The 23813-nt window shown below is 47.0% G+C and carries 21 protein-coding genes and 1 other RNA gene; 12 read left to right on the forward strand and 10 right to left on the reverse strand.

The annotated features are described in order from the left end of the window. Positions 1-221: 221 nt before the first annotated feature. The 9 genes from D3H65_RS32340 to D3H65_RS32380 all read left to right on the forward strand — a co-directional run bounded on the left by D3H65_RS32340 (position 222) and on the right by D3H65_RS32380 (position 9853). Positions 222-1718 carry a GH3 auxin-responsive promoter family protein gene (locus D3H65_RS32340; protein WP_119054269.1) on the forward strand — a complete coding sequence of 499 codons (1497 nt, stop codon included), beginning with the start codon at positions 222-224 and terminating at the stop codon, positions 1716-1718. Between the two features lie 202 nt (positions 1719-1920). Further along, positions 1921-3090 (forward strand): 1-deoxy-D-xylulose-5-phosphate reductoisomerase, encoded by a 1170-nt coding sequence (locus D3H65_RS32345; protein WP_119054270.1) that lies wholly within the window; start codon positions 1921-1923, stop codon positions 3088-3090. Positions 3091-3350: 260 nt separating this feature from the next. Further along, the gene (rseP, locus tag D3H65_RS32350; protein WP_119054271.1) at positions 3351-4706 is read left to right on the forward strand and encodes an RIP metalloprotease RseP; all 1356 of its coding nucleotides are present in this window, start codon (positions 3351-3353) and stop codon (positions 4704-4706) included. A gap of 971 nt (positions 4707-5677) precedes the next feature. Further along, positions 5678-6724, forward strand: a complete 1047-nt coding sequence (locus D3H65_RS32355; protein ID WP_119054272.1) for a hypothetical protein — start codon at positions 5678-5680, stop codon at positions 6722-6724. A gap of 9 nt (positions 6725-6733) precedes the next feature. Continuing rightward, positions 6734-7107, forward strand: a transfer-messenger RNA (tmRNA) gene (gene ssrA / locus D3H65_RS32360). A 500-nt stretch (positions 7108-7607) separates the two neighbouring features. Continuing rightward, positions 7608-8123 carry a hypothetical protein gene (locus tag D3H65_RS32365; protein ID WP_211345584.1) on the forward strand — a complete coding sequence of 172 codons (516 nt, stop codon included), beginning with the start codon at positions 7608-7610 and terminating at the stop codon, positions 8121-8123. Further along, positions 8120-8590 (forward strand): hypothetical protein, encoded by a 471-nt coding sequence (locus D3H65_RS32370; RefSeq protein WP_119054273.1) that lies wholly within the window; start codon positions 8120-8122, stop codon positions 8588-8590. Before D3H65_RS32365 ends, D3H65_RS32370 begins: the two co-directional genes overlap by 4 nt. 165 nt (positions 8591-8755) lie before the next feature. Continuing rightward, the gene (locus D3H65_RS32375) at positions 8756-9322 is read left to right on the forward strand and encodes a dihydrofolate reductase family protein (protein ID WP_119054274.1); all 567 of its coding nucleotides are present in this window, start codon (positions 8756-8758) and stop codon (positions 9320-9322) included. 96 nt (positions 9323-9418) lie between these two features. Beyond that, positions 9419-9853, forward strand: coding sequence for a hypothetical protein (locus D3H65_RS32380; RefSeq protein ID WP_119054275.1), 435 nt, complete (start codon positions 9419-9421; stop codon positions 9851-9853). A gap of 59 nt (positions 9854-9912) precedes the next feature. Here the strand turns inward: D3H65_RS32380 and D3H65_RS32385 are convergent, their stop codons facing one another. The 5 genes from D3H65_RS32385 to D3H65_RS32405 all read right to left on the reverse strand — a co-directional run bounded on the left by D3H65_RS32385 (position 9913) and on the right by D3H65_RS32405 (position 13446). Next, positions 9913-10506, reverse strand: coding sequence for a dihydrofolate reductase family protein (locus tag D3H65_RS32385; RefSeq protein ID WP_119054276.1), 594 nt, complete (start codon positions 10504-10506; stop codon positions 9913-9915). An 81-nt stretch (positions 10507-10587) separates the two neighbouring features. Continuing rightward, positions 10588-10908 carry an ArsR/SmtB family transcription factor gene (locus D3H65_RS32390; RefSeq protein WP_119054277.1) on the reverse strand — a complete coding sequence of 107 codons (321 nt, stop codon included), beginning with the start codon at positions 10906-10908 and terminating at the stop codon, positions 10588-10590. Between the two features lie 142 nt (positions 10909-11050). Further along, positions 11051-12172, reverse strand: a complete 1122-nt coding sequence (locus D3H65_RS32395) for a glycoside hydrolase family protein (RefSeq protein WP_119054278.1) — start codon at positions 12170-12172, stop codon at positions 11051-11053. Positions 12173-12246: 74 nt separating this feature from the next. After that, positions 12247-12588: a HopJ type III effector protein gene (locus tag D3H65_RS32400; RefSeq protein WP_119054741.1), complete on the reverse strand. Its 342-nt coding sequence runs from the start codon at positions 12586-12588 to the stop codon at positions 12247-12249. Positions 12589-12678: 90 nt separating this feature from the next. After that, the gene (locus D3H65_RS32405) at positions 12679-13446 is read right to left on the reverse strand and encodes a MerR family transcriptional regulator (RefSeq protein ID WP_119054279.1); all 768 of its coding nucleotides are present in this window, start codon (positions 13444-13446) and stop codon (positions 12679-12681) included. 304 nt (positions 13447-13750) lie between these two features. Between D3H65_RS32405 and D3H65_RS32410 the strand changes: the two genes are divergently transcribed. Beyond that, the gene (locus D3H65_RS32410; RefSeq protein WP_119054280.1) at positions 13751-14167 is read left to right on the forward strand and encodes a RidA family protein; all 417 of its coding nucleotides are present in this window, start codon (positions 13751-13753) and stop codon (positions 14165-14167) included. A gap of 121 nt (positions 14168-14288) precedes the next feature. Here D3H65_RS32410 and D3H65_RS32415 read toward each other — a convergent pair whose 3' ends face one another. Then, positions 14289-15131: a helix-turn-helix domain-containing protein gene (locus D3H65_RS32415; protein ID WP_211345585.1), complete on the reverse strand. Its 843-nt coding sequence runs from the start codon at positions 15129-15131 to the stop codon at positions 14289-14291. An 88-nt stretch (positions 15132-15219) separates the two neighbouring features. On the opposite strand from D3H65_RS32415, the gene D3H65_RS32420 reads away from it, so the two are divergent. Continuing rightward, positions 15220-16719, forward strand: a complete 1500-nt coding sequence (locus D3H65_RS32420; protein ID WP_119054281.1) for an MFS transporter — start codon at positions 15220-15222, stop codon at positions 16717-16719. A 54-nt stretch (positions 16720-16773) separates the two neighbouring features. On the opposite strand, the gene D3H65_RS33120 is transcribed toward D3H65_RS32420, so the two are convergent. From D3H65_RS33120 to D3H65_RS32435, 3 genes are all read right to left on the reverse strand, one after another. Continuing rightward, positions 16774-18726: a T9SS type A sorting domain-containing protein gene (locus D3H65_RS33120; protein WP_162915921.1), complete on the reverse strand. Its 1953-nt coding sequence runs from the start codon at positions 18724-18726 to the stop codon at positions 16774-16776. 152 nt (positions 18727-18878) lie between these two features. Continuing rightward, entirely contained in the window at positions 18879-19916 is a 1038-nt protein-coding gene (locus tag D3H65_RS32430) for an acetamidase/formamidase family protein (RefSeq protein ID WP_119054282.1), read from the reverse strand. Between the two features lie 121 nt (positions 19917-20037). After that, positions 20038-20574, reverse strand: coding sequence for an NAD(P)H-dependent oxidoreductase (locus tag D3H65_RS32435; protein WP_119054283.1), 537 nt, complete (start codon positions 20572-20574; stop codon positions 20038-20040). A 97-nt stretch (positions 20575-20671) separates the two neighbouring features. Between D3H65_RS32435 and D3H65_RS32440 the strand changes: the two genes are divergently transcribed. After that, complete coding sequence (locus tag D3H65_RS32440; protein WP_119054284.1) at positions 20672-21031, forward strand: winged helix-turn-helix transcriptional regulator; 360 nt, start codon at positions 20672-20674, stop codon at positions 21029-21031. 37 nt (positions 21032-21068) lie between these two features. Here the strand turns inward: D3H65_RS32440 and D3H65_RS32445 are convergent, their stop codons facing one another. After that, positions 21069-23804: an alpha-L-rhamnosidase gene (locus tag D3H65_RS32445; RefSeq protein ID WP_119054285.1), complete on the reverse strand. Its 2736-nt coding sequence runs from the start codon at positions 23802-23804 to the stop codon at positions 21069-21071. Positions 23805-23813: the final 9 nt, after the last annotated feature.

A 23813-nucleotide genomic window follows, 5' to 3' on the forward strand; every position in this document is an offset into this window, starting at 1 on the left:
GCTCTTACTTTTTGGTTCCTTCATTGCGGGGTTCCTGGCTGTTGGTATTTCCTTGTATAAAGGCCATTGCATTGCGGGCGGATCTCTCACTGCTTCGCTTTTTAATTGCTTTCAAACATCTTTTTTGACCGGATGGCTGTAATAGGTTTTTGTGGGGGAGATTAACTTTTGAAATCATCGAATTAACACTAATTTCGTGGATTGCGCCATAGATAAAACTTATGCAGATCAAATCTATACTGGCAAAACCATTTGCCAACTATGTATATAAGGGTGTCAGGAAAGGAATGGCTACGGCCGTTGAAGACCAGGAAAGCATTCTGAAGGAATTACTGAAGACAGGGAAAACAACGGAATTTGGGAAAGAGCACCAGATGCAGAACGTTTCCGTGTATGAAGAATACATCCAGGCGGTTCCTGTACGGGATTATGAGCAGTTCAAACCTTATATTGAAAAAATTAAGGAAGGACGTCATAATATATTATGGAAGGGTAAGCCTATTTACCTGGCCAAAACCTCCGGCACTACCAGTGGGGTGAAATACATCCCCATCTCCAAAGAATCTATCTCCAACCATATCAATACGGCGCGTAATGCGTTGCTGTGTTATATTGCTGAATCGGGCAATAGCCAGTTTACGAACGGGAAGATGATCTTTTTGTCGGGCTCTCCGGAACTGGACAGGGTAGGGGGTATTCCTACGGGCCGGTTGAGTGGTATTGTGAACCACCATGTGCCCAATTACCTGCGCAGGAACCAGTTGCCTTCGTATGAAACGAATTGTATTGAGGACTGGGAAACGAAGCTGGATAAAATTGTAGCGGAAACCCTGCACCAGGATATGACGCTGATCAGCGGCATTCCGCCCTGGATGCAAATGTATTTTGACCGCCTTCACCAAAATACAGGTAAAAAGATCAAGGATATATTCCCCAATTTCTCGGTATTGGTGCATGGGGGGGTGAACTTCGAGCCTTACCGCAACAAATTGTTTGAAAGCATTGGTCAGGATATTGCTGCTATTGAGACGTTCCCTGCTTCGGAAGGTTTTATGGCTTTCCAGGATTCTCAAAAAGCAGAAGGATTGCTGCTGAATACGAATAGTGGCATTTTCTTTGAGTTCATACCTGCCGGTGAAATATTTTCCAGCACGCCTACGCGGCTTAGCCTGAAGGACGTAAAAGTGGGCGAGAACTATGCCATGATCATTAACAACAATGCCGGGCTGTGGGGCTATAATATTGGTGATACGGTGAAGTTTGTGTCTACCAATCCTTACAGGCTGGTGGTGACAGGGCGTATCAAGCACTTTATTTCGGCGTTTGGCGAGCACGTGATCGGAGAGGAGGTTGAATACAGTCTGATCAAGGCTGCGGAGGAAGAAGGGGTGCATATTACGGAGTTTACGGTGGCGCCGATGATCACGCAGGGAGAAGGTAAATCGTACCATGAATGGTTTATCGAATTTGAGAATAAGCCGCCAGATATGACGCGGTTTGCCATCAAGGTGGATCATCACCTGCGCAATAAAAACATCTATTACAACGATCTTATAACCGGTAATATATTATTGCCACTGCATATCCGCACGGTCAAGAAAAATGGATTCATTGATTATATGAAATCCATTGGTAAGCTGGGCGGACAGAATAAAGTGCCCCGTTTGAGCAATGACCGTAAAATTGCTGTTGCGCTGGAGAAGTATGTGGAGTCGTAAATCGTAAATCGGCAGTCGGCAATCGTTTGATCCGAATCGTTTGCCTGGATAACAGATTTCTCCCTGCGGTCGAAATGACAAAAAAGGGAGTATCTAAACGACAAGAAAGAGTGCATCTAAATGACAAGAGGAAGTGTCTAAACGATGCCGGGTGGGCTAACTCCTGATTCCTTCGTATTATTGTTTTTTCAAAAACCGGTTCATGTCAAACAGTCTCCCTAAAAAACGTATCGCTTTATTTGGGTCTACGGGTTCTATAGGAACGCAGACGCTGGATGTGATCGCTAATAATCCTGACAGATTTACGGCGGAAGTGCTGACTGCGCATAGCAATGATGAGTTGCTGGTGGAGCAGGCTTTGCGTTTTAAACCGAATATCGTGGTGATCGGTGACGAGCGTAAGTATCCGCATGTGAAGGCTGCGCTGGCCAATACTGATACGAAGGTATTTGCAGGAGAGCAGGCGCTGGAGGAAGTAGCGTCGATGGACGTGTACGATGTGATGCTGGCTGCTATTGTAGGGTTTGCGGGTTTGCGTCCTACATTGAGGGCAGTGGAGCAGGGCAAAGCAATTGCGCTGGCGAATAAGGAGACGCTGGTGGTGGCGGGTGATATTGTGATGCAGAAAGCGGTGGAATACCGGGCGCCGATCATACCGGTGGATTCTGAGCATTCGGCTATTTTTCAGTGCCTGGTGGGAGAAACGCGCAACCGCATTGAAAAAGTGATCCTGACGGCTTCGGGCGGGCCTTTTTTGGGCAAGAAGCCTAATTACCTCGTGAATGTTAAACGGGACCATGCTTTGCAGCATCCCAACTGGAATATGGGGGCCAAGATCACGATCGACTCGGCTACGTTGATGAACAAAGGGCTGGAGATGATCGAAGCCCGGTGGTTGTTTAACCTGCAGCCGGACCAGGTATCGGTGCAGGTACATCCGCAGAGTATTATTCATAGTATGGTGCAATTTGAGGATGGCAGTATCAAGGCGCAGATGGGGCTGCCGGATATGAAGCTGCCGATCCAGTATGCGCTCACCTTCCCACAGCGCTTACCCAATAATTTTCCCCGTTATAATTTCCGCAAACCGGCGCAGCTTACGTTTGAGGAGCCTGATACGAAGACGTTCCGGAACCTGGTATTGGCTACGGACGCGCTTTTTAAGGGGGGTAACCTGCCTTGTGTATTGAATGCGGCCAACGAGATCGCTGTATTCGCTTTTCTGCGTAACCGAATAGGTTTCCTGGATATGACGGACCTCATTGAGCGCACGATGAACCAGGTGCCCTGGATCGAAAAGCCAACGCTGGAGGAGTATTTTGAGAGTGATGCGGAAGCCCGCAATTTTGCCGCTTCGGTAATTAAGCTCTGATTACCAGTACTGTTTGCATCATATCTGACGCTTTTTCCCGTTAATAAATAACGAATTTCTTTGAGCGGTATGGTTATCCCATTTATTATAGGATATTTGGGGATATAGATTCCGGGTTTAGGATTTAGAATTCCGAATTCTTTAGTTCCGGGACAGGCACAATTATCATAAAACTTAAAAGCAAAAAACAGTAGTGAAGGTAAGGAGGGCGCTGAAGTATCAGTGGTCTGTTCACGATTCACGGCTGACGATCCAAGATTATGATCACATTCTTAGCCATTGACTGGGCTTCAGTAGGCATCAAAGCATTACAGTTAATTCTTTCCTTATCCATATTGGTCATATTACATGAGATGGGACACTTTCTTCCCGCCAAATGGTTTAAGTGCCGGGTGGAGAAATTCTACCTGTTCTTCGATCCCTGGTTTTCTCTTTTCAAGAAAAAGATTGGTGAAACGGTATATGGCATTGGCTGGCTGCCGCTGGGTGGCTATGTAAAGATCAGTGGTATGATCGATGAGAGCATGGATAAAGAGGCGATGAAGCAACCGGCGCAGCCCTGGGAGTTCCGTAGCAAGCCAGCCTGGCAACGCCTGATCATTATGATCGGTGGTGTAACGGTGAACCTGTTGCTGGGTTTCTTCCTGTTTGCGATGATCCTGTGGTGGTGGGGAGAGAACAGGCTGCCGATGTCGAACATGAAACATGGTGTAGCGGTGAATTCGATCAGTGAAAGTGTGGGTATAAAGAATGGCGATGAGATCGTGAGCATTGATGGTAAACCGGTAAAGGATTATTATTCGCTTACGCGGGATATTATACTTGATGAAGTGAAGGCTGTACAAGTGAAGCGTGACGGCAAGATCATCAGCCTGCCTTTACCCAAGGGCACTATTCGTAGCCTGATCAAGCGCAAGCAACAGTTTATAGAACCAAGGGTATATCCCATTGTAGATACGCTGTTTCCAGGTATTGCCACTTTTACGCAGGATACGTTGTTGAAGGATGACCATGTGCTGGCATTGAACAATACACCGGTTACTTTCTATGATCAGTATCGTGCAGAGATGGGTAAATACAAGAACCAGGAAGTGGCGCTCACTGTATTAAGGAATAATAAGGATACCGTGATCGTAAAGGCGAAGACGGATACGCTGGGCAGGATCGGGTTCCTGGTGATCCCGGAGAAGGTAGCAGGTTCTTACAAGCAGAAATTTGATTTCTTCCCTGCTTTCCCGGCAGGTGTACGCAAGGGCTGGGAAAACCTGGTGATGAACGTGAAGAACTTCAAATTGCTGTTTACCTCGGATGAAGTAAAAGCGAGTGAATCATTGGGCAGTTTTATGAGCATTGGCAATATGTTTGGTGCAGAATGGGATTGGGAGATCTTCTGGAGCATGACGGCTTTGCTGAGTGTGGTACTTGCGTTTATGAATATGCTGCCGATACCAGCACTGGATGGTGGTCACGTATTGTTTACGTTGTATGAGATCATCACGGGCAGGAAGCCAGGGGATAAGTTTATGGAGTATGCGCAAATGGTGGGTATGGTGCTGTTGCTGGGACTGATGGCCTATGCGATTGGGCTTGATTTCTGGCGGTTCCTGTTTAAGTAGAATACAGAATACAGAATACAGAATATAGAATATAGAATCCAGAATCCAGAATACGGAATACAGCATTTGAAGTCTGACATTTCAATAGATTGGGCCCGGAAGTTCTAACAGGAGCTTCCGGGCTTTTTTGTTGAGCTGCGGGTTGCGGTCCTTAGGGTGTGCAGCCCGTTGTTTTTTTATAGGCGAGGCAATAGTAAAAGCGGGGAGGAGAAAATACTACTATGTGGGTATTGTGTGGTATGTATGTGCCTGTTTGGCTGAAAGTGGCCGTGGGTGTGTTTCTCCGTTCATCGCCGAATTACTGCATTTTACTAACTTAAACCGGCAATTCGTCCAAATGCTCTTTTAATGCGGGGCGGGATGGCGTTACTTTGTGTTATCAAAGAACGAGCCTTAAAGTACTTAGTAAGTTTTATAGAGTTTTCTCATAGCAGTTAGTTTTGGTTAACCCCCCTTTATTCTTATCGGGGGTCTTTTTTTTGTATCCGGCCTTGAATTTTTGTATCTTGCATCAACATGAATAAGAGCAGCTTATCTCTTCTTTAGCTGCCGGTAGGCGGTCCCGATAAAATATACCTCAGGGACTTTTTCCGCATCTGGCCTGCATTTGAACTCCTTTTTCTTGCTATTGGATTGCTACTGGCTTGCCACTGGTGTGAAACCGGGTTGAAAGTTCCAGCTCGTATACCAGTTGAATCCATGCTTTATCTACGGCTGATCCACGGCTGATGGTTGGTTGATGGTTTGATGTCGAAAATGTCTGAAATGTCTGGTTTGTTCTTTTTGTCCGGACATTTCGGACAATTCGGACAAAACGGTCATAAACGGACAGGGTGATTTGGAGATGGGTAAAGAAGCTGCGAGCTTTGAGCTACGAGCTACGAGCTGCGAGCAAAAAGGCGGCAAGCGTGTTTGGATGTGTAATTATATGCATTGATCGTTACTTATCGAAAACCAGTAAATCCAATCTTATGGCAAAAGTGATTAGTTTATTTAAGCTCAGCGGGACGATCAGTGATCTGACGTTCCGGCAAACGAAGGATGGGCCGGTGGCACAAATGAAGCCGGGGCCTACGCGTGAAAGGGTGCTGCATAGTGAGCGGTTCAGGTCAACGCGGTTGAATGCGGCGGAGTTTAAGCTGGCGATTGCAGCGGGCAAGTTGCTGCGTGATGGGCTGGGCATAGCGAAAGAGGGGATGCGGGTGGCATCGCTCAATGGCCGGATGAACGGATTGTTTTATAAAGCAGCTATGGGTGATAGGGAGCATTGCCGTGGAGAGCGTTATGCCTGGTACGGTGATATACAGCTGCTGGCAGGGTTTGACTTTAATAAGGACCTGTTGCTGGCGAATGCGCTTCCGCCAGGTATTCGTCACCACCTGGATGCTGCAACAGGGGTAATGCAGGTGGAGGTTCCTGCTTTTATTGCGCGGAAGAAAAAGGGATTTCCGAAGGAGGCGACGCATTTTCGTATTGTGTCGGGCGGCGCGGTGATCGATCCTAAGAAACGAAGTCATCGCAACGATGTGAAGGAGAGTGAGCTGTTGCCGTTGCGGAAGAAGACACCGGAGGCTATTTGTTTGGTGCATCAGTTGGAAGCGGGTGGGGGCGAGGTGCTGGTACAGGTATTGGGAATCCAGTTGTATAAGTGGGAGGATGGAAGGGAGGTGTTGCTGCAGGGCGGGGCACTGAGGATATTGGAGGTGGTGAGGGCTGAAAAAGGCAACGAGGGAACAAGGCATCAAGGCAACGAGGTAGGGGAAGGCATAGAGGCAACGGGGCAACCAGGCAAGGAGGTGGAGGAAGGCAACGGGGCAATGAGGCAACAAGGTAACGAGGGTTTGGAAGGGATTAGTGAAGGCAAGGAGATGAGGATCGGTGTGCGTGTGCCGGGCGGGAAGGGGCTGCTAATTTGTCGGTCTTCGGAGGATTTGCATTATATTTGTGACCCTTCTGATGGAATAAGCGGGCTACGGGCTGGCTATGAGGCTACCGGGGCGCCGGCGAATGATCCTTAAGAAGTTTATGGGGTCGTATTGGTTTTGACAGCGTAGATCTTTGAAAGTATAAGCATGTCGTGCGTTGGATAATTAGCACGTAAATCTGAATATTCAACACTCAAATGGCAATACTCAGTATGCCATGGCTGCCTAATCAGTGATTAGATAGTCATTAGGGCCGCCGGGCCGGTTGGTCTGTTACCACGCCCCGCCGCCGACTTAAAAACAAATACAGATTGCTGCTACCGAAGGCTGTGCCGGTGGCTTAAGACCATTCAGCTACGGATCAGGTTGGTTTGTTGGTTTCCTGCCTGTTCCCGACAATTAATAATCAAATAAGCATGTAGAAAGCTTTTGAAGGATATGTTTGGACAGGGGTTCGAGTCCCCTCGACTCCACGAAATTGTAAAACCCGCTCTAGTAGCGGGTTTTGCGAATTCCTAATTTCTATTAACACTCCTTCGATTTCACTTAACCCACTTCTCAACGCATCCATTGTTTTATCAAAATGCCATATGTAAGTAGCTTCTTCGCTATTTAGTGTCTCCCATACAATATGGTATTTCTTGTCGCCCTGCAATAGAAATAAGAATGAAAAGGGCTGTATAGGGCTTATTGTAGAAGTCTTTAAACGTCCCGCAATTTGCCTTATGGATGGCGTATTCCTCCCAATTCAAATCATAGGCGGGCATATAGCCATTCCGATTTTCTTTTCCCAGCGGATGGCAAATACATTTCTTGGTGTTTGTAAGTAACTAGTTATCAATAAATATGATTCATATCGTCTCCTGATCCATTTTTTATAATAGATAAAGTCTTTACAGTTACTTAGTCATTGTAAATGAATAAAATACACGATTCGTGATTTGCGAATTTAAAATCCCTAATGTATATTTTTACTATGAGATTACATAATGGGATGCGACCTCAGGATATCGTCATCTTGCTGAAAATCATTGCTAAAGAGGGAGATAACTGGCATAATAAAAACTTGTCGGAAGAACTTTTTATAAGTGCGTCCGAAGTGTCGGAATCCTTAAGAAGGAGTGGCATAGCCGGATTAATAGATATGGAGAAAAAGAAAAAAGTGTTTCGTCAGTCATTGATGGAATTCCTTCAGCATGGGATTCGATTTGTCTTTCCTGTGCTGCCAGGAACACTTGTCAATGGTATTCCAACCGCCCATTCTCATCCTTTTATGCGGACCCATTTCAGCAGTGAGTCAGATTATGTTTGGCCCGATTCCCGAGGATATGACCGGGGTCTTAGCATTGAGCCATTGTATAAGAATCAAGTCAAAGCGGCAAAGCTCGACGCCAATCTATACCAGATGTTGGCATTGGTGGATGTGATCCGTGTGGGCAGGGTAAGGGAAACGCTTGTAGCAGTAGAGGAGCTTAAAAAAATGATATTATGAGCCATCACACAAATATTACCCGAATCAAGGCAGTAAGCAATGCGCTGGGTCCGTTAAAAAGTGAGGTTGTTTTTGTGGGCGGGGCAACTGTGAGTTTGTATGCTGATAGACGCGCTATTGAAGTACGCCCAACGGAAGATGTTGATATAGTAGTAGAAATTGCCACCAAGCATGAATATGCCCAACTGGAAGAGCGACTTAGAACAATGGGATTTCAAAATGATATAACAGCCAGATTTGTTGGTCGCTATCTACTGCCAGGAATAATAGTAGATGTTATACCTACCGACGAATCCATTTCGGGATTCTCGAATAGGTGGTATGAAGGCGGGAAATTTTTACTGGAAGAGTTCAAAACGCTTCATGACAATAAGCATGCCGAAGAATGGATTGCGGCGCATGCTGGTTACGGTTCTCCCCCAAGTACCTATATTATCCTGGATGAGATACAAAAAATTATTGAGTAGCGCATTTTATTCTTTGGTTCGAAAATCTGTCGGGGGACTCCACGAAATTGTATATTTTTATGAATGTGTATTCCTTAAAGGAGTGCACATTTTCTTTTGTTACACAAAATGAGTTAGCGATCATTGTAGAATGATCTGCAAAGCTTACTGACAAAAAGAGAAAATATGAAAAAAGTAATTGCAGCCATCAATATGACGATTGACGGGTTTTGTGACCATACCTCCGGTGTTGCTGACGAAGCATTACATCAACATTACGCTGACCTGTTGAGAAGTGCTGGTACTGTTTTATATGGCAGAATAACCTACCAGCTTATGGAATATTGGCGAACGGTGCTGGACAATCCCACCGGCGATAAAGGAATGGACGACTTTGCAGCCGCCATAGACAACGTTCCAAAGATTGTTTTTTCCCGCACATTGAAAAACGTAGATTGGAAGAGTGCGAAATTAGCCAGTCAAGACCCTGAGCAAGAAGTTTTGGAACTCAAACAACAATCGGGTAAAGACGTTTTTGCATGCAGTCCGAGCATGATTGTAGCTTTGACGAAACTTAATTTAATAGACGAATATCAGCTTTGTATTCACCCTGTTATCGCAGGAAGTGGTTTACCGTTATTTAAAAACATCAGCGAACAAATTACGCTTAGACTCATAAAAACGAAAACGTTTGGCAGTGGTGTAGTTCTTCATTATTATGAACCGGCAAACAAAAGAACAACGAACGGCTAACTAGCAGTTTGATGTTATGGCGGCTGAAGGGAGTAATGTACTTCTTAATCTCACCATCGGAAGACTACATCAATATTATATGAAAAGACTGGTATTTTGTATAGCCTTTATTACATTCTCATTTTCGATCTATGTTCCGGGAAATCAATAAGGAATACGACGGCAGAATTTCTGGCAACACAGACTTATATAGGGAATCTTCAAGCCTACAAGAAAACGCTGGATAAAAATGCGCCAACAGACGATATAGATAAAAAAATAGCGCAGCTACAGGCAAACCTGGGTAAGTTTGTAAACTTCAGCGATTCAGGTAAACCGGTCTACATAGAATTGATCCCCAAAGTGGCCAAAAGTCCGCAACATATAGTGATCCTTGCCGACAAGGGAACGGGCAGTTCGGCAGAGTACTTTTTGTTTATTGTGCGCCTTCCAGACTACCCTGTTGACAACATTGGTATCCAGCCGGATTTGTATCTGGACAGTTCTGTTAAGGACTGGGTGGAATTTGCTTTGAAATATGTTGAAGAATGAGAGCAGGCAAGACCATGGCAATAAATTAACCGGCCCCTAATGGGAGCCGGCTGATCTGGTTAAGCTCCAAGGTTACCTGTTTTAACTTCTCCGGCCCGTTTATAATTAACAAAAATGACTCCGCTTGGTGTAACGGTACTTTCTGTTACGGTAAATGATGCCGGGACGGCCCCTTCGTCAAAGAGATTTTTTCCCTTTCCTAAGATCACGGGATAAATTTTGAGCCAGAGTTCGTCTGCCAGGTCATTTTTGAGCAGGAGTTGAACCAGTTCACCACTGCCCCAAACCTTTAGGTCAGGTCCTGTAGAATTTTTGAGCTTTTGGATATCTGCCAGGCTTTCGAGGAACACGGAGTTTTCCCAGTGTGACTTATTCATGGTCTTAGACAAGACGTATTTGGTAGCATCATTAATACCTGGCCAATCGTCTGCATGTTGAGGCCAGTAGGAGGCGAAGATCTCAAATGTTTTTCTACCCAACAGCAAATCTGTAGGCGCCATTTGTTCCTGCATGAGCTTTCCGGAGGCTTCGTCGGCAAAAGGGGCAGACCAACCGCCAAATTCGAAGTTACCTGATGTATCTTCTTCGGGGCCACCAGGGGCCTGCAGTACTCCATCTAAAGTAATAAACTCTAATACGATTATCTTTCTCATGGTTTTATCGTTTTGAATTTTTGATTGTTAATAAAGCAGGCTGGAAAGAGCAGGAGGAAAAAATTAAAGCGGGGGTAGTGCTCATTTTCTCTGTTTTTTAATAGTTGATAATACATTATCAAGTTGGTTGAAGCGGGTTTCCCAAATTTTACGGAACTGCTCAAGCCATTTGTCTATTTCTTTCATTTTGTTTACTTCGAGTTGGTAATAAATTTCTCTGCCTTTGTATTCTTGTTTTACCAATTCACACTCTGTTAAAATACGCAGGTGTTTAGACACTGCCTGCCGGGTAGTATCGAAATGTTCGGCAATGGCATTGGGTGTCATTGACTGCAATGCAATCAGGGTCATGATTGCTCTCCTGGTCGGGTCGGCGATTGCCTGAAAAATATCTCTTCTCATTCAACGGGGTGTTTTATATAAGCAACTGATCGGTTGCAAATATATGAGCAACCGATCAGTTGCGCAAATTTATTCTTAATTTTTTGGAGGAACAAAACAAACAGACAGCTACCCTGATTGTAGCTGCCTGGATAAGTATGAATTACGGTTTGAAAGGTATCACCATGTTCCAGGAGCGGGTAGCGTTGTTGAAACCACCGGGGCCATCCATGGTAGCAAAGAAGAGGTAGGCGGGCCGTTTGTTTTCAAAGAGAATGAAGGGCCTTTCGAGCTGGCCCTGCATTTCGGTTCTTCCATCGTTCCACTCCACGGTGCGGGAGTAAGCTTTGGGATCTTTGTCGATGGTCCATTTAACACCATCTTTTGAATGGGCGAGTACGCCGCCACCTTTCTCGCCGGTAAACCTGGCCACCTGGTCTTTGAAGATGACATGGTATCCCGTCGCATCTTTCCATAAGAAAGGGTCTTCAGCTTCGCCCTGTTTGTCTACACTGAAAACAGGCTGATCGTTGTTGAGTACTTTGTAAGGGCCGAAAATGGAAGGGGCTTTGGCCACGCCCAGGCTCATGTGGGAATGGGTGTTGCCATTATGTCCACGGCCTTTGAACATGATCAATACTGAGCCGTCATCATGTACCACGGCGGTTGGATTGGAAGTGAGGAAACTGTAGAAGGTGTTGGGCTTTACGGGGAGTATGGGTTGATCGAGTCGCTTCCAGGGGCCATAAGGGCTGTTGGATACTGCTACGCCTACGCGCTTGTTGTTGCGGGCTGCAATGCACCAGTGGCTTTGCAGGGTAAGCTCTTTGGCTTTGGGGTCTTCGAAGGGATGGGTAGAACCCATATAGAAAAGGATATATTGGCCTTTGTGTTTAACGATCTGCGGATTGTGGGTAGCCCGACCATCCCAATACTGAGCACCACGGGCCGGTAAGGCCACCTCGGAAAAGGTGTAGGGGCCTTCGGGCTTGTCGGCCACGGCATGGACGACTTCAGAGGCGACCATCCAACCCGGATGAAACACCAATGAATCGGGCCAGCGGGAGGCAAAGAGATGGTATTTGTTGTCCTCTCCTTTGACGGCTGAGCCGCACCATACCCAGTATCCTTTCATGGAAAAACCACCATTGCGGGGCGCGGCGCCCAATTTGCTAAAAATGGGATTGGTGGACCTCTTTTTCAGTTCGGCCAGGTTCTCAATCTGCTGTGCATTGGCGCCTATGGCGAGCAAGGTGATGGCAATCAGAAAATAATATAGTTTCATTAGCTTGGGATGTTCGATGCTAAGTTAACCATTGTGTTTTCTGATTGGGGATAGGAATGCCGCTTACTATTAAACTATTTTGTCAGCAGGGCCTGTCCTTCAAAAGCGATCCCTGCCCAGCCATGTTTCCTAAACTGCCTGATGTTTTGGTGATCGGTGCCCGCTGGTGTTTTTAAAACGGCCTGATAATGTTCTGCAAATAAGGATAGTGTATCTTCTTCGTTGAGGTTGTTTAATTGGGCAAAAGCAAATACCCTGGCGCTACCCTGGTTTTGGGTGGCTTCGTTATAAGCTTCTCCATTTTTGAAGGCTGTTGGCTGGTGTTGATAGTAGGTTTCAATAAACTCAAGTACCTCTTTAAATGTGCGGGTATTCTCTTTTAAACTTTTTATCAGCGCGGGGATTTGTTCTTTCATCGGCCAAAAATAGAAATTAAATGAAAATAAAAGGCAGTCCATGACGAACTGCCTTTTATTACTTATGCATTGGAACGCGTTTTTATGGTCCTATTGTTCCTGGTTCCTGATATAGTGGTCCGTGGCTTCCTTTATAAATAATGCCAATTCTTTGCTGGGTAATCCATTCACGGGTGTATAGCTGTTGTCTGCTACGTATAGCTCACCGAGTTTTCTGAAATATTCCAGTTTGGGCAACTGTATTTTTCCACCTGTAAGCCGAAGGATGATCTTGTAGCGCCGGGCTATACACTGTTGTACTTCCTCACCTGCAGGATCGCCAGTGATGAGGGCGGCCAGCCGGTTGGTAATGTCATTGAGTTCTGCCTTCAGGGATTCCATCTCTTGTTTACTGAAGCTGCGTAAGGTGTCTTCAACCTCCAAAATAGTTTCCTTGCCCCATTTGGACATGGCTTCTGATCGCCAGGCTTCCATCTTTTCCTTTGGAATGCCTTCGTATAAATCCTCTACCTGTAACATAGTGTTGTTTTTTAGTGTTACCAATGTTTTTTCTATGGTACCAACCAATGTGTTTATCCTTTCCTTCCTGGCCAATAGGGCTTTTCTGTGGCCTTCCAAAGCCTGCACCAGATCAAATGCAGGATCATCCAGAATGGTACAGATGTCTTTTAGCGGGAAATCGAGTTCACGGTAAAAGAGTATCTGCTGTAAGCGCAACAGTTCTTTTTCGCCATAAAGCCGGTACCTGGCCTCGGTACGGACAGAAGGTTTTAACAAGCCGATCTCATCATAGAGGTGTAAGGTGCGCACGCTTACACCTGCGAGTTTCGACAGTTTTTTTACAGAATAGTTGTCCATCGTTTGGAATTATACCTTTCGAAACAAATATAGGGTATGACGTAAGGGGAGGGTCAAGAGAAAGTGCAAGTTTTTTTAAAGAACAGTAAGTAGTTGGGGTGGGGCAGGTTTTCCAGGTTCTGGGAAAGTGGCTTCATGGTCTGGTTTGGGTAAATAATCCCCATTTCGCTACGAAAAGCTGGTCTAAGTTGTCAGATCGCCGGGGGGTACCTTTTTTGTTGTGTATATGTTAATGAAGTGAAAAATGACATAATGCCCGGCGTTAGTGGGCATTGTATTGATAACTTCCATAAAATATATAGCCATGAACTCAAGTATAGAATTTTTAAGCCCGGACGAATTATTGAAAAACCCTGCCTTCTCGCAGGTTGCCATTACCAGAGGAAGCGGCGACACCATTTATATTTATATAGGTGGGCAAAATGCCATTACCAAAGACCTGGAGATCATTGGGAAAGGGGATATTACTTTACAAACGGCGCATGCATTGAAGAATATTGAAACGGCTTTGGGTGCGGCCGGCGCCAGTTTAGACGACCTGTTTAAACTGACGATCTATATTGTACAAGGCCAGGACCTTCGAAAAGGATTTGCAGGTGCACAAGACTTTTTGAAAAAGCTCAAACATCCACCTGTTATTTCCGGCATTGTGGTAGCAGGGCTGGCCAATCCTGATTACTTAGTGGAAATTGAGGCGGTTGCATTTAGCAAAGGGAAATAGGCGGGGATACTATATGCCTTGAAGAAGGCTTCGACAGGCTCAGCCCCGCTATGGCGGGGTAAACTCTGACATTAAATAGATGACATTGACATGTTGTATAATCAATTCGAGGCTGCCCTGATCAGGCGGCCTTGCTTTTTCTGTACTGGGTGAGGCTAAGGCTCTTGTGTTTTTTAAAGAATTTATTCAAATGGCTTTCGTCGGCAAAGCCAAACTCATCGGCAATCTCATTGATACGCCGGTCACTGAATTGCAGACGGTGTTCTATCAACCGGATCTTATAGTTGGCCATAAAATGTTGGATGGTCTCGCCGCATTGGTTCTTAAAATAAGTACCGAGATAGGTATCGGAAATATCAAAAGCCTCAGCGATCACGGAAACCTTCAACTTTTGGGGTGAAAAGATATTGGTTTGAATATAGTCGATGATATCCTGGATGCGTTTATCAGCATTGACTTTCAAATTGGCGGGCTTGATCTTAGCAATATTCCTGGCAGCAATAACGATCAATGCATTGACAAAGTGCATCTGCAGGTCTTCTTCATACAGATCGCTGTGTTCAATACCCTGCAGTAAAGATCTAATAATGGACTTCACCAGTGGATAATCGGACACATTGCGCAAAATACAGCCGGTGAGGTGGGTGGAGTAATATAGCAAACATTCGATCTCACTAATGTTCTTCCACTTGTATTTTTTTACATAATCGCTGGTGAAACGGATGAGTAGAAATTCGGTGGTCTCTTCAATATCAAAATTGTAATAGTCATTGGGTGTTAGTAACATCAGGTTGCCTGTCTGGTAGGCGATCCGGTGACCGTTGATGCTTAGAAAACCCTTGCCCGAAATGATATAGGCCATCTGGAAAAAAGTGAGCTGCAGGTCTTTGAGGGGGCAATGATCGACCTTCTTGTAGAGTACTTCCAGGGACTGGTGAATGGTTTCTTTTTTGGATTCACACATACGGCAAAAGTACCTTTTTATGCTGGACTTGTACTGATTAAGTGAATGATTTCAGTATAGTTTTGCTAAAAATTAAATAGCAATACGCATGGAAAGAGTTGCCCGGACGGGACAAAATACGGTGGCTTTGGTAGCAGTTTGTTTAGCAGCGCTGATGTTTGGGCTGGAGATATCCAGTGTACCGGTGATACTTCCCACACTGGAAACGGCGCTGCACAGTGATTTCAAAGAAGTACAATGGATCATGAATGCCTATACGATCGCCTGCACTACGGTACTGATGGCCACGGGCACGCTGGCGGACCGGTTTGGCCGGAAGCGGGTCTTTATTATCAGCATTTTATTGTTTGGCATCACGTCTTTGCTTTGCGGATTGGCGCAAAGTACGCTGGTACTGATCATCAGCCGTTTCCTGCAGGGGATGGGCGGAGGGGCCATGCTGATCTGTTCGATCGCGATCCTTTCGCACCAGTTCCGGGAAGGACGTGAACGGGGTAGGGCGTTTGGTATGTGGGGTATTATTTCGGGGGTGGGACTGGGTTTTGGTCCCATCATCGGCGGCGCCATCGTGATGGTGTCCAACTGGCAATGGGTATTCCTGGTGCATGTGGGCATTGCAATCATTACGGCGCTGCTTGTATTTCGTGGAGTGCAGGAGTCGCGTGATCCACAGGCTAAAAAACTGGATGTAGCAGGGATCATCTCTTTATCGCTGGCGGTCTTTGGATTGGCGTATTATATCACGCAAGGTCAGGTTATCGGATTCAGGAGTATGGCAGGTCTTGGTATCCTGGGAGGGGCGGTGATCAGTTTTATAATCTTTTTAAGGGTGGAGAAGCAACATGCGCATCCCATGTTTGACTTCTCGGTATTCCGTATCCGCCGTTTCTCGGGTGCGATCATCGGGTGTATCGGTATGAATTTTAGTTTCTGGCCCTTCATGATCTATCTGCCAATCTATTTTCAAAGTGCGCTGGGCTACGATATCATCACAGCCGGATTATCATTACTGGCTTATACGCTTCCTACGCTGGTGGTGCCGCCGCTGGCGGAACGGCTTACGCTGCGCTACCAGGCGCGGGTTATTATCCCTATGGGTTTGTTGATGATCGGGGTTGGTTTTTTGATCATGTACTACGGCAGCAGTGTAGCGCACGCCAGCTGGCTGACGATGCTGCCCGGATCGCTACTGGCTGGTATCGGACTGAGCCTGACGAATACACCGGTTACGAATACGACCACGGGGGCGGTTACGCCAGACCGGGCAGGCATGGCATCGGGCATTGATATGAGTGCGCGGTTGATCACGCTGGCCATCAATATCGCGCTGATGGGATTTATACTGGTAGAAGGTATCTATTCATACCTGGAAAGCAATTTGCCAGGAGCGATGGCGACCGCGCCACTACATGCGTCCGCAGAAAAAATAGCTGTGGGGCTTTCTGCGACAGACATATCCGAAGCTACTGCTCATGCTGCGTTGGTGCATGGGTTTGGCTGGGTAATGCTTTTCGGGGGAATAGGTGTGTGTGTGCTGGCGTTGGTGAGCTTGTTGATCTTTGGTATCCGTCCAATAAATAAAAAGTAAAAGGCAGCTCAACACGAGCTACCTTTTACTTTTTTTATTATTCTACCATTCCTATCAGAATATCTTTAATAATCTTACTGTACCTAACATTTTTTCTTTTGTTTTATCATAAATGCTCAGGTAATAGACACCCGGGCTGGAGGCAGGACTATAGAATTGGTAATAACTGGCATTGGTCACCTGCCGTTGCAATACCAATGATCCATTTGAACGGCGCAGGGTGATCAAATATGTTTTAGAACTGTTTAATCCTGTTATGAATAGCCAATTGTAGAATGGGTTCGGAAGTACATGAATGACCTGGTGGGGATTGTCGGGATCAACAATACCTGAACCAGCAAGGCGGTAAAGGGTTATACTGTCCACTGCTGTCTGTGCTGTGTAACAAGTATCGCTGGTCAACATGCGCACATATATTTTATTGGCGCCGGTGTTCAGGCTGGTGGATAAGATGCGTAAGGTGCTATCGCTGCTTTGGGCCTGCAGGATATTGGTAAAGGCCCTGTCTTTTGCAAATGTGTATGTAGGGGTTGCGCCTCCTCCGGCTGTATTGGTCGCTGTCAGGTTTATAGGTGATGGCAAGAGGGGTACGTTGGTAACGTCGGCTGACAGCTTCACGATGGGTGTTACGGCTGTGTTGATGGTGAAATGGGCCGTGTCGGCCGATGCACCAGCGGTATTGGTGTATTGAACTATAAGGATATGTGTGCCGGCTGAGAGTGTGCCCGGGTTTATTGTAAAGGTGCTGTCGGCCATGTTTACCGGAAGGGTTGCTCCATCGAGCCGGGCCAGGACATGGGTCTTACTGGTGTCGCCCGGTAAATTGGTGATCTTAATGGCCTGTGCCCCGGCAGTGCTGCAATAAGCTGTTCTCCATCCCTGCCATTGTGGAACGGGTGGTGGCAGTACTTCATTGGTTCTGAGTATATACAAGGTGCTGTCGATGGTTATGTACCAGCTTGAATCGCGGTACCAGGTCTTTCCTGCTGCTGAATTGACGCGCTTGATTGTTCCGCTGCGGGGAACAAGCCATCTCCCTGAGATGCCTGATCGAGAACCAAAGAGCATGACATCTCCCTTTGGATTCAGCAGCTCCAGATTACCAACGGATAAACTGTCGGTTAAGATTTGGGCTTCCCCGCTGTTAGGATCTCTGAGCCAAAGTTGTGCTGTCCACGGGAAGTCGGGCAGGAAGCGGCGAAAGGCGACATATCTATTATTAACCTGGTAATCGGTTTTGGGCAAAGGCGGGCGGTCTCTTGTAAAAGGTACTAAGGTGGCATCGCCCTGCGGCCCGGTCGTTACTGCCCCTATTATTGATTCGTCTTTCTGCTGGTACGCGATATTGTATCCATCTGAGAGGGGATTGGCAGCACCCTGTCCAGATGCGGTGTAATTGGTGATGGACGTGTAGCTATTATTCAGGTATTTGACCAGGTTTTGCATGGAGTCGATGTAGGCTACCAATCCATTGGCAGTTACTTCATTTCGGGTGGCCAGACCAACTGACTGGCGGTTGGCCTGGTGGGTAATGAGTTTGTTGGTTTGGGTAATAAGGTCCCTGAGAAAGAGGCTGTCAAATGATTCATCAGCGCCTTTGGCCCAAATACAATAGTTGCCTTCCACCTTTACTGAGGCCCTGTTGATCTGTGCGATGCTATACAGGATGCCATTGTTGAAATCGTATAAGCTATCGAAAGGGGAACTGACTGCGGGTATTACATTCAGTACAGCCCCCTGCGGGGTTATGTACCCGGCCTCCACGCGGCCGTTGCAGGGCACCACGGTGCTGGCATGTGTAATTACATCCAGTATCCTGGGGTTGGACTGTGGGCCCGCATCTATGATGAGTAATTTGTTGTGGTTGAAATCCAGTATCCTGGCTGGGGCTTTTACGTATTCATACAGGTAAAGCGTGTCGTTGGATGGTGATCCGGACTGCGCCACAGTTAATAGTGGAGTGAATCCTATGATCATTCCGGCAAGGAATCGTAAAGAGCTTTTCATAACATAAGTTTTGGATATACTAAGTTATGGAGATTCTGGAGTTTGTATGTGTTTGTTTAAATTAAAAAACGTCAAATTTGACAAGTTGCTGATAGCTAATGGTATATCTAATCCAGTTAGTAACGGGACGGGTGATATGCTGGCCTAAGTGATCAGGGTTTAAGAGAAATAGGCTGACCTTTAGGGGCAGGCGGCAGGGATTTCAATACTGCTTTAGGTATCATGGCCACCACTTCGCCGATATTGGCAGCAGTTTTAGGGATACGGTATTGTATAGCCGGTCCGATGACCTGGGAAGCTTCCCGCCTCGTGAGGCCGTAAGTATGTTCCAGCCACAATACCATGGACTCGGTGGCTGCCTGCAGTGATCTATCCAAAGTCTTTTCAATGCCATAGAACATCCAGTATTGATCATCTTCCATTATGGGCTTGGTTGAAGGAAGGTAACCTTTCCGGAGAATGCGGGTGCTGAAACTAAATTTCATGGTTGTTTCCAATGCATCGCCATTCAGTTCGCCGTCACCCTGTACGGCGTGCCCGTCGCCGAAATAGAGCAATGCGCCGGGATGATTTACCTGCAGGTAGGTTGTGGCGCCTGCTTTATTGAGGTAGAAATCGGTATTGCCGCCGTAATCATTGCAGGCTCCGGCATCCGGGGTTTTGTCGCCTTCAGCTGCTACACCTAAACATCCGAGGAAAGGATGCAGGGCAACCTTTAGGTCACGAAGGGACTCTTCTGCCGTCGCAGGACTGGCAAAGCCAGCGATGGTATCCAAATTCCAGCGGGTGAGCTTTGAACTCTTCCATAGCTTCATGGTGGCTTTACCCGGAAATATTTTGGGAATAAGGGCATTCAGGGTAGTAGCGTAACCACGATTGAGTCGAACATCATGCAGGGTAATGGCGATGACATCACCGGGCATGGCGCCTTCTACATAGAACGGGCCGGTGAGGGGATTGCCTCTGTGGGCCACTCTTTCGCCTTTTGTATCGAATCCGGCGGCATCCACACTGTTGGTGCTGACGGTATCACCTTCAGCTATACGGAGTACAGGTGTATGTGCTGCGGAATAGGTGCGCTGCCAAACGGTAGGCTGAAAATGAATATGCCGCGGCTGCTGGCGGGCGAAAAGGGGAGTAGTGCAGGATAAAGCTGCCAATGCACAAGAGAAGAATGTGTGAACGCGCATGCTGATGTTGTTTTAAGTGTGGGGATAACGCCAACTGATTCTTGTTATTGCCTGGCATCAACACCAGTGACCGGCAAGTGTGGAGTAGCTTTATGGTCTACATGATGGGTGAGGCTGGCATTTATTGCAAGGCCCCGGCAAAGGAGAGGTAAGCGGCTGCGCTTTGTTCAATCCTTTCGGGAGTGGCACGGTGTTCCAATCCATAATATGCAAACAGGGGTCTGTAATCGGCTTGTATATATTGGAAGGTTATTTCAAAAGGGGCGGTGAGTTCGCTGAGGGTATATTTGTATTTGCCTGCCGGGGTGTAGTCTTCCTGTTCAATACCTGCAGCAATGGCCAGGGCTATCTTTTTGCCCTTCATTTTGTATCCGCTTTGGCTGCCGTATGCCCAACCATAGGTGAGTACCTCATCCAGCCATTTTTTAAACAGGGGAGGACAGTTGAACCAATAAAAGGGAAACTGAAAAATGATGGTATCATGTTGCTCCACGAGTGCCTGCTCTTTTTGGATATCAATTTCGCCAGTGGGATAGGCTGCGTGTAAATCATGTACCAGGTACTTATCGGGCTGGCTGCTGAGTGCTTTGATCCATCTTTTGTTCACTACGGAATCCTGTATGTTGGGATGTATTACTATCACGAGTGTTCTCTTCATATCCGATCTTGTTTTTTTATCTCTGTGCAAAATTATTTAAGTTGCCTTTGAAACCGGTACCCGGCGCCCAATGTGAGGTACTAACAAACGTGTAATTATGAGTAAGATAAAGCCGAGTTCGACGCACGACGAGAACAAACGTAAGCTGGAGGCTGAATGCCCGGAAATATATGCTGCCAACCTCATCAGCGGGCAGTGGACGGTGGCGATCTGTTGTTATTTGGCCGGAGGTAAATTGCGGTATGCAGATCTAAAGAAGCGGATGCCTTCGATCACGGACCGCATGCTGGCATTGGAACTTAATAAAATGGAGGAGAAGGGACTGGTAGTAAGATATGTGTATGCTGAGGTGCCTGCGCGGGTGGAATATGAACTTACGTCGATAGGCAACGAACTGTTGCCTATTATTTTTCAATTAAGGGATTGGGGAGAGCGGCATAAAGTGTTGTTTTCCTAAAACTACCGCTCCCCCGAATTTATATATGCTTATATCATCAGTTGCCGGTTTTTGCCTGTGCTGGTTTCCAGGGTGCGCTGAACCGATAGGTGCCGGAACCAGCTTTTACCACCACATATTCTTTTTCAGCACCAGCCACCTGAAAGTCTTTGGAGGCCGACAATGGGCTGCCGTTCTCAGTTATATCTGTTCCGGTGGCAGGAATGTAGATGGTGGCGGTCGTATTGGCTGGTACTTCTACCTCCAATAATAATTTATCATTCTCTGTTTTCCAGCCGGCGGCCAGTTTGCCGTATCGTGTTTGGTACGTGGCGGCGGCCTGGGTGATCTTCTGTCCGATATGGGGCCTGAGGGTGATCTTTTTATAACCTGGTCCATCTTCTTCGGTATCCAGTCCTACCATCACCCGGTACATCCAATCGCCGATGGCTCCATAGGCGTAGTGATTGAAAGAGTTCATCGTGGGTGTTTCAAAAGTACTATCGGGCTTTATACCATTCCAGCGTTCCCAGATGGTGGTGGCGCCCATCTTTACGGGGTATAGCCAGGAGGGATAGGTTTCCTGCAAGAGTAGGGTGTAGGCCATATCGGTATGCCCAAACCGGCTGAGTACATGGCAGAGATAGGGTGTACCCAGGAAGCCGGTTGACAGGTGGTTGCCATATTGTTTGATGTTCTTCACCAACCTGTCGGCTGCCTGCTGCCGTTGGGCTTCGGGCAGCATGTCGAACTGCAAGGCCAATGCATAAGAGGTTTGTGTGTTGCTGGTGGTGCCTCCATTAGCGGTGGTATACTCATTCAGGAAAGCTTCTTTTATTTTATTGAGCAAGGTTGTATAGGTTGCTGCTTCCTCGTTCTTACCCAATAGGGTGGCGGCTTTGATCAGCAGCTGGGTGGAATGTGCGTAAAAGCATTGCGCGATGAGGTATTTGTCGGTAACGGCTGATCTGCCGTCGAGGTCGTTGTTGATGCTATAGAATAGCCAGTCGCCAAAATGTCCTCCTTTATTCCACAGGTTATTGGTGCTTTGGCTGGTCATGTAATCCACCCATTTTTTCATGGAGGGATATTGTTGGTCAAGGATCTGTTTATCGCCATAGGCCAGGTACATATTCCAGGGGATGATGGTCGATACATCGGCCCAGCCGGCGCTACCTCCCTGGTTGCCGAGCACATTGGGTATTACATGGGGGATGCTGCCGGTGGGCAATTGATCGGCGGCTACGTCTTTCATCCATTTGTCGAAGAAGTTGCCAGCGCCTTGTAAGAAGGAGGCGGTGCGGGAGAAGGCCTGGGCATCGCCGGTCCATCCGAGCCGTTCATCTCTTTGGGGACAGTCGGTGGGTACGTCGAGGAAATTACCTTTCAGTCCCCATTCTATGTTGTGTTGTAATTGGTTGAGCAAAGGGTGTGAGGAAGTGAAAGTGCCGGTGGGCTTCATATCGGAATAGAGGGCTACAGCGGTCAGGTTTTCTGGTTTCAGTTCTCCCGGGTAGCCTTCTACTTTGAGGTAACGGAATCCCTGCCAGGTGAAATGTGGTTCGAAGGTCTCTGTTCCTTCACCGCTTAAAATGTAATTGTTCTGTGCTTTGGCGGCTCTCAGGTTATCGATATAAAAGTTGCCGGATTTGTCCATTACCTCTGCGTGTGACAAGGTGATCTTGTCACCGCTTTTGCCCTGGGCTTTGATCACGACCCAGCCTACCAGGTTTTGACCGAAGTCGACCACCTGCTCACCTTTGGGTGTTTTGAAAATGCGGAGGGGTTTAAAAGTTTCGTGTTTTTTGACGGGCTCGTTGTACGTGGCGATCAATACTGATGTAGAGGCGTTGGCTTTCAGTGCGTGGGTCCAGGATCGATCATCGTAACCGGCGGTAGCCCAGCCTTTCTTTTCTTCGCGGGCATCGATGGTTTCGCCATGGTATATTTCAGAATAGCGGATGGCGCCGGTAGAAGACTTCCAACTTTCATCGGAGAGAATGGTTTGGGTAGTGCCGTCGGTATAGGTGATCTCTAATTGGAGCAGGAGGGCAATGTCTTTGCCGTAATGATTTTTGCCATCACTCCAGGCAAGGTAACCACGGTACCAACCGCTGCCCAGGGTAACGCCGATGGCATTGTTGCCTTGCTGCAGTAAGCTTGTTACATCATAGGTCTGGTATTGCAGTCGTTTGTTGTAGCTGGTCCAGCCGGGAGTGAGGTAGGCGTCGCCGACCCTTTTTCCATTGATCTGTGCTTCGTACATACCATGTGCGGTGATATAGGCAGTAGCTGTTCTGATCTTCTTTTGGTTGGTGAATTCTTTGCGAAAGAGGGGAGAGGCGCGTTGTGCATCCTCATCAAAACCCGGGGTGATCCAGCTGGCTTTCCAATCGGAAGGAGCAAGCAAGGCTGTTTGCCACCAGGCAGGGGCACTCCAGGCAGAGGTATTGCCCTGGTTGTCCCATACGCGCACCTGCCAGTAATAACGTGTACCGGATTTGAGGGGTGTGCCGGCATAAGGAATGAGGACGGACTGATCTGAAATTACCTTGCCGGTAGTCCAGGTGTCTTTGCCTTTGATAGCAGGGTTGGCGGCAACTTTTATTTCATAGGCTGATTGCATTACGTTGCGCCTGGTGGAAAGGAGTTGCCAGCTAAAGCGGGGTTGGGTGATATCGAGCCCGATGGGGTTGGTGAGGTTTTCGGTGGTCAGGTTGTGTACCTGTACCTGGGAGATGGCCATGGTGACAATGGTTAGCATGGCTGCAAATAACAAAAGCAGTCTTTTCATGTAGCAAGC

The sequence above is a fragment of the Paraflavitalea soli genome (assembly GCF_003555545.1).
In the GTDB taxonomy this organism is placed as follows: Bacteria; Bacteroidota; Bacteroidia; order Chitinophagales; family Chitinophagaceae; genus Paraflavitalea; species Paraflavitalea soli.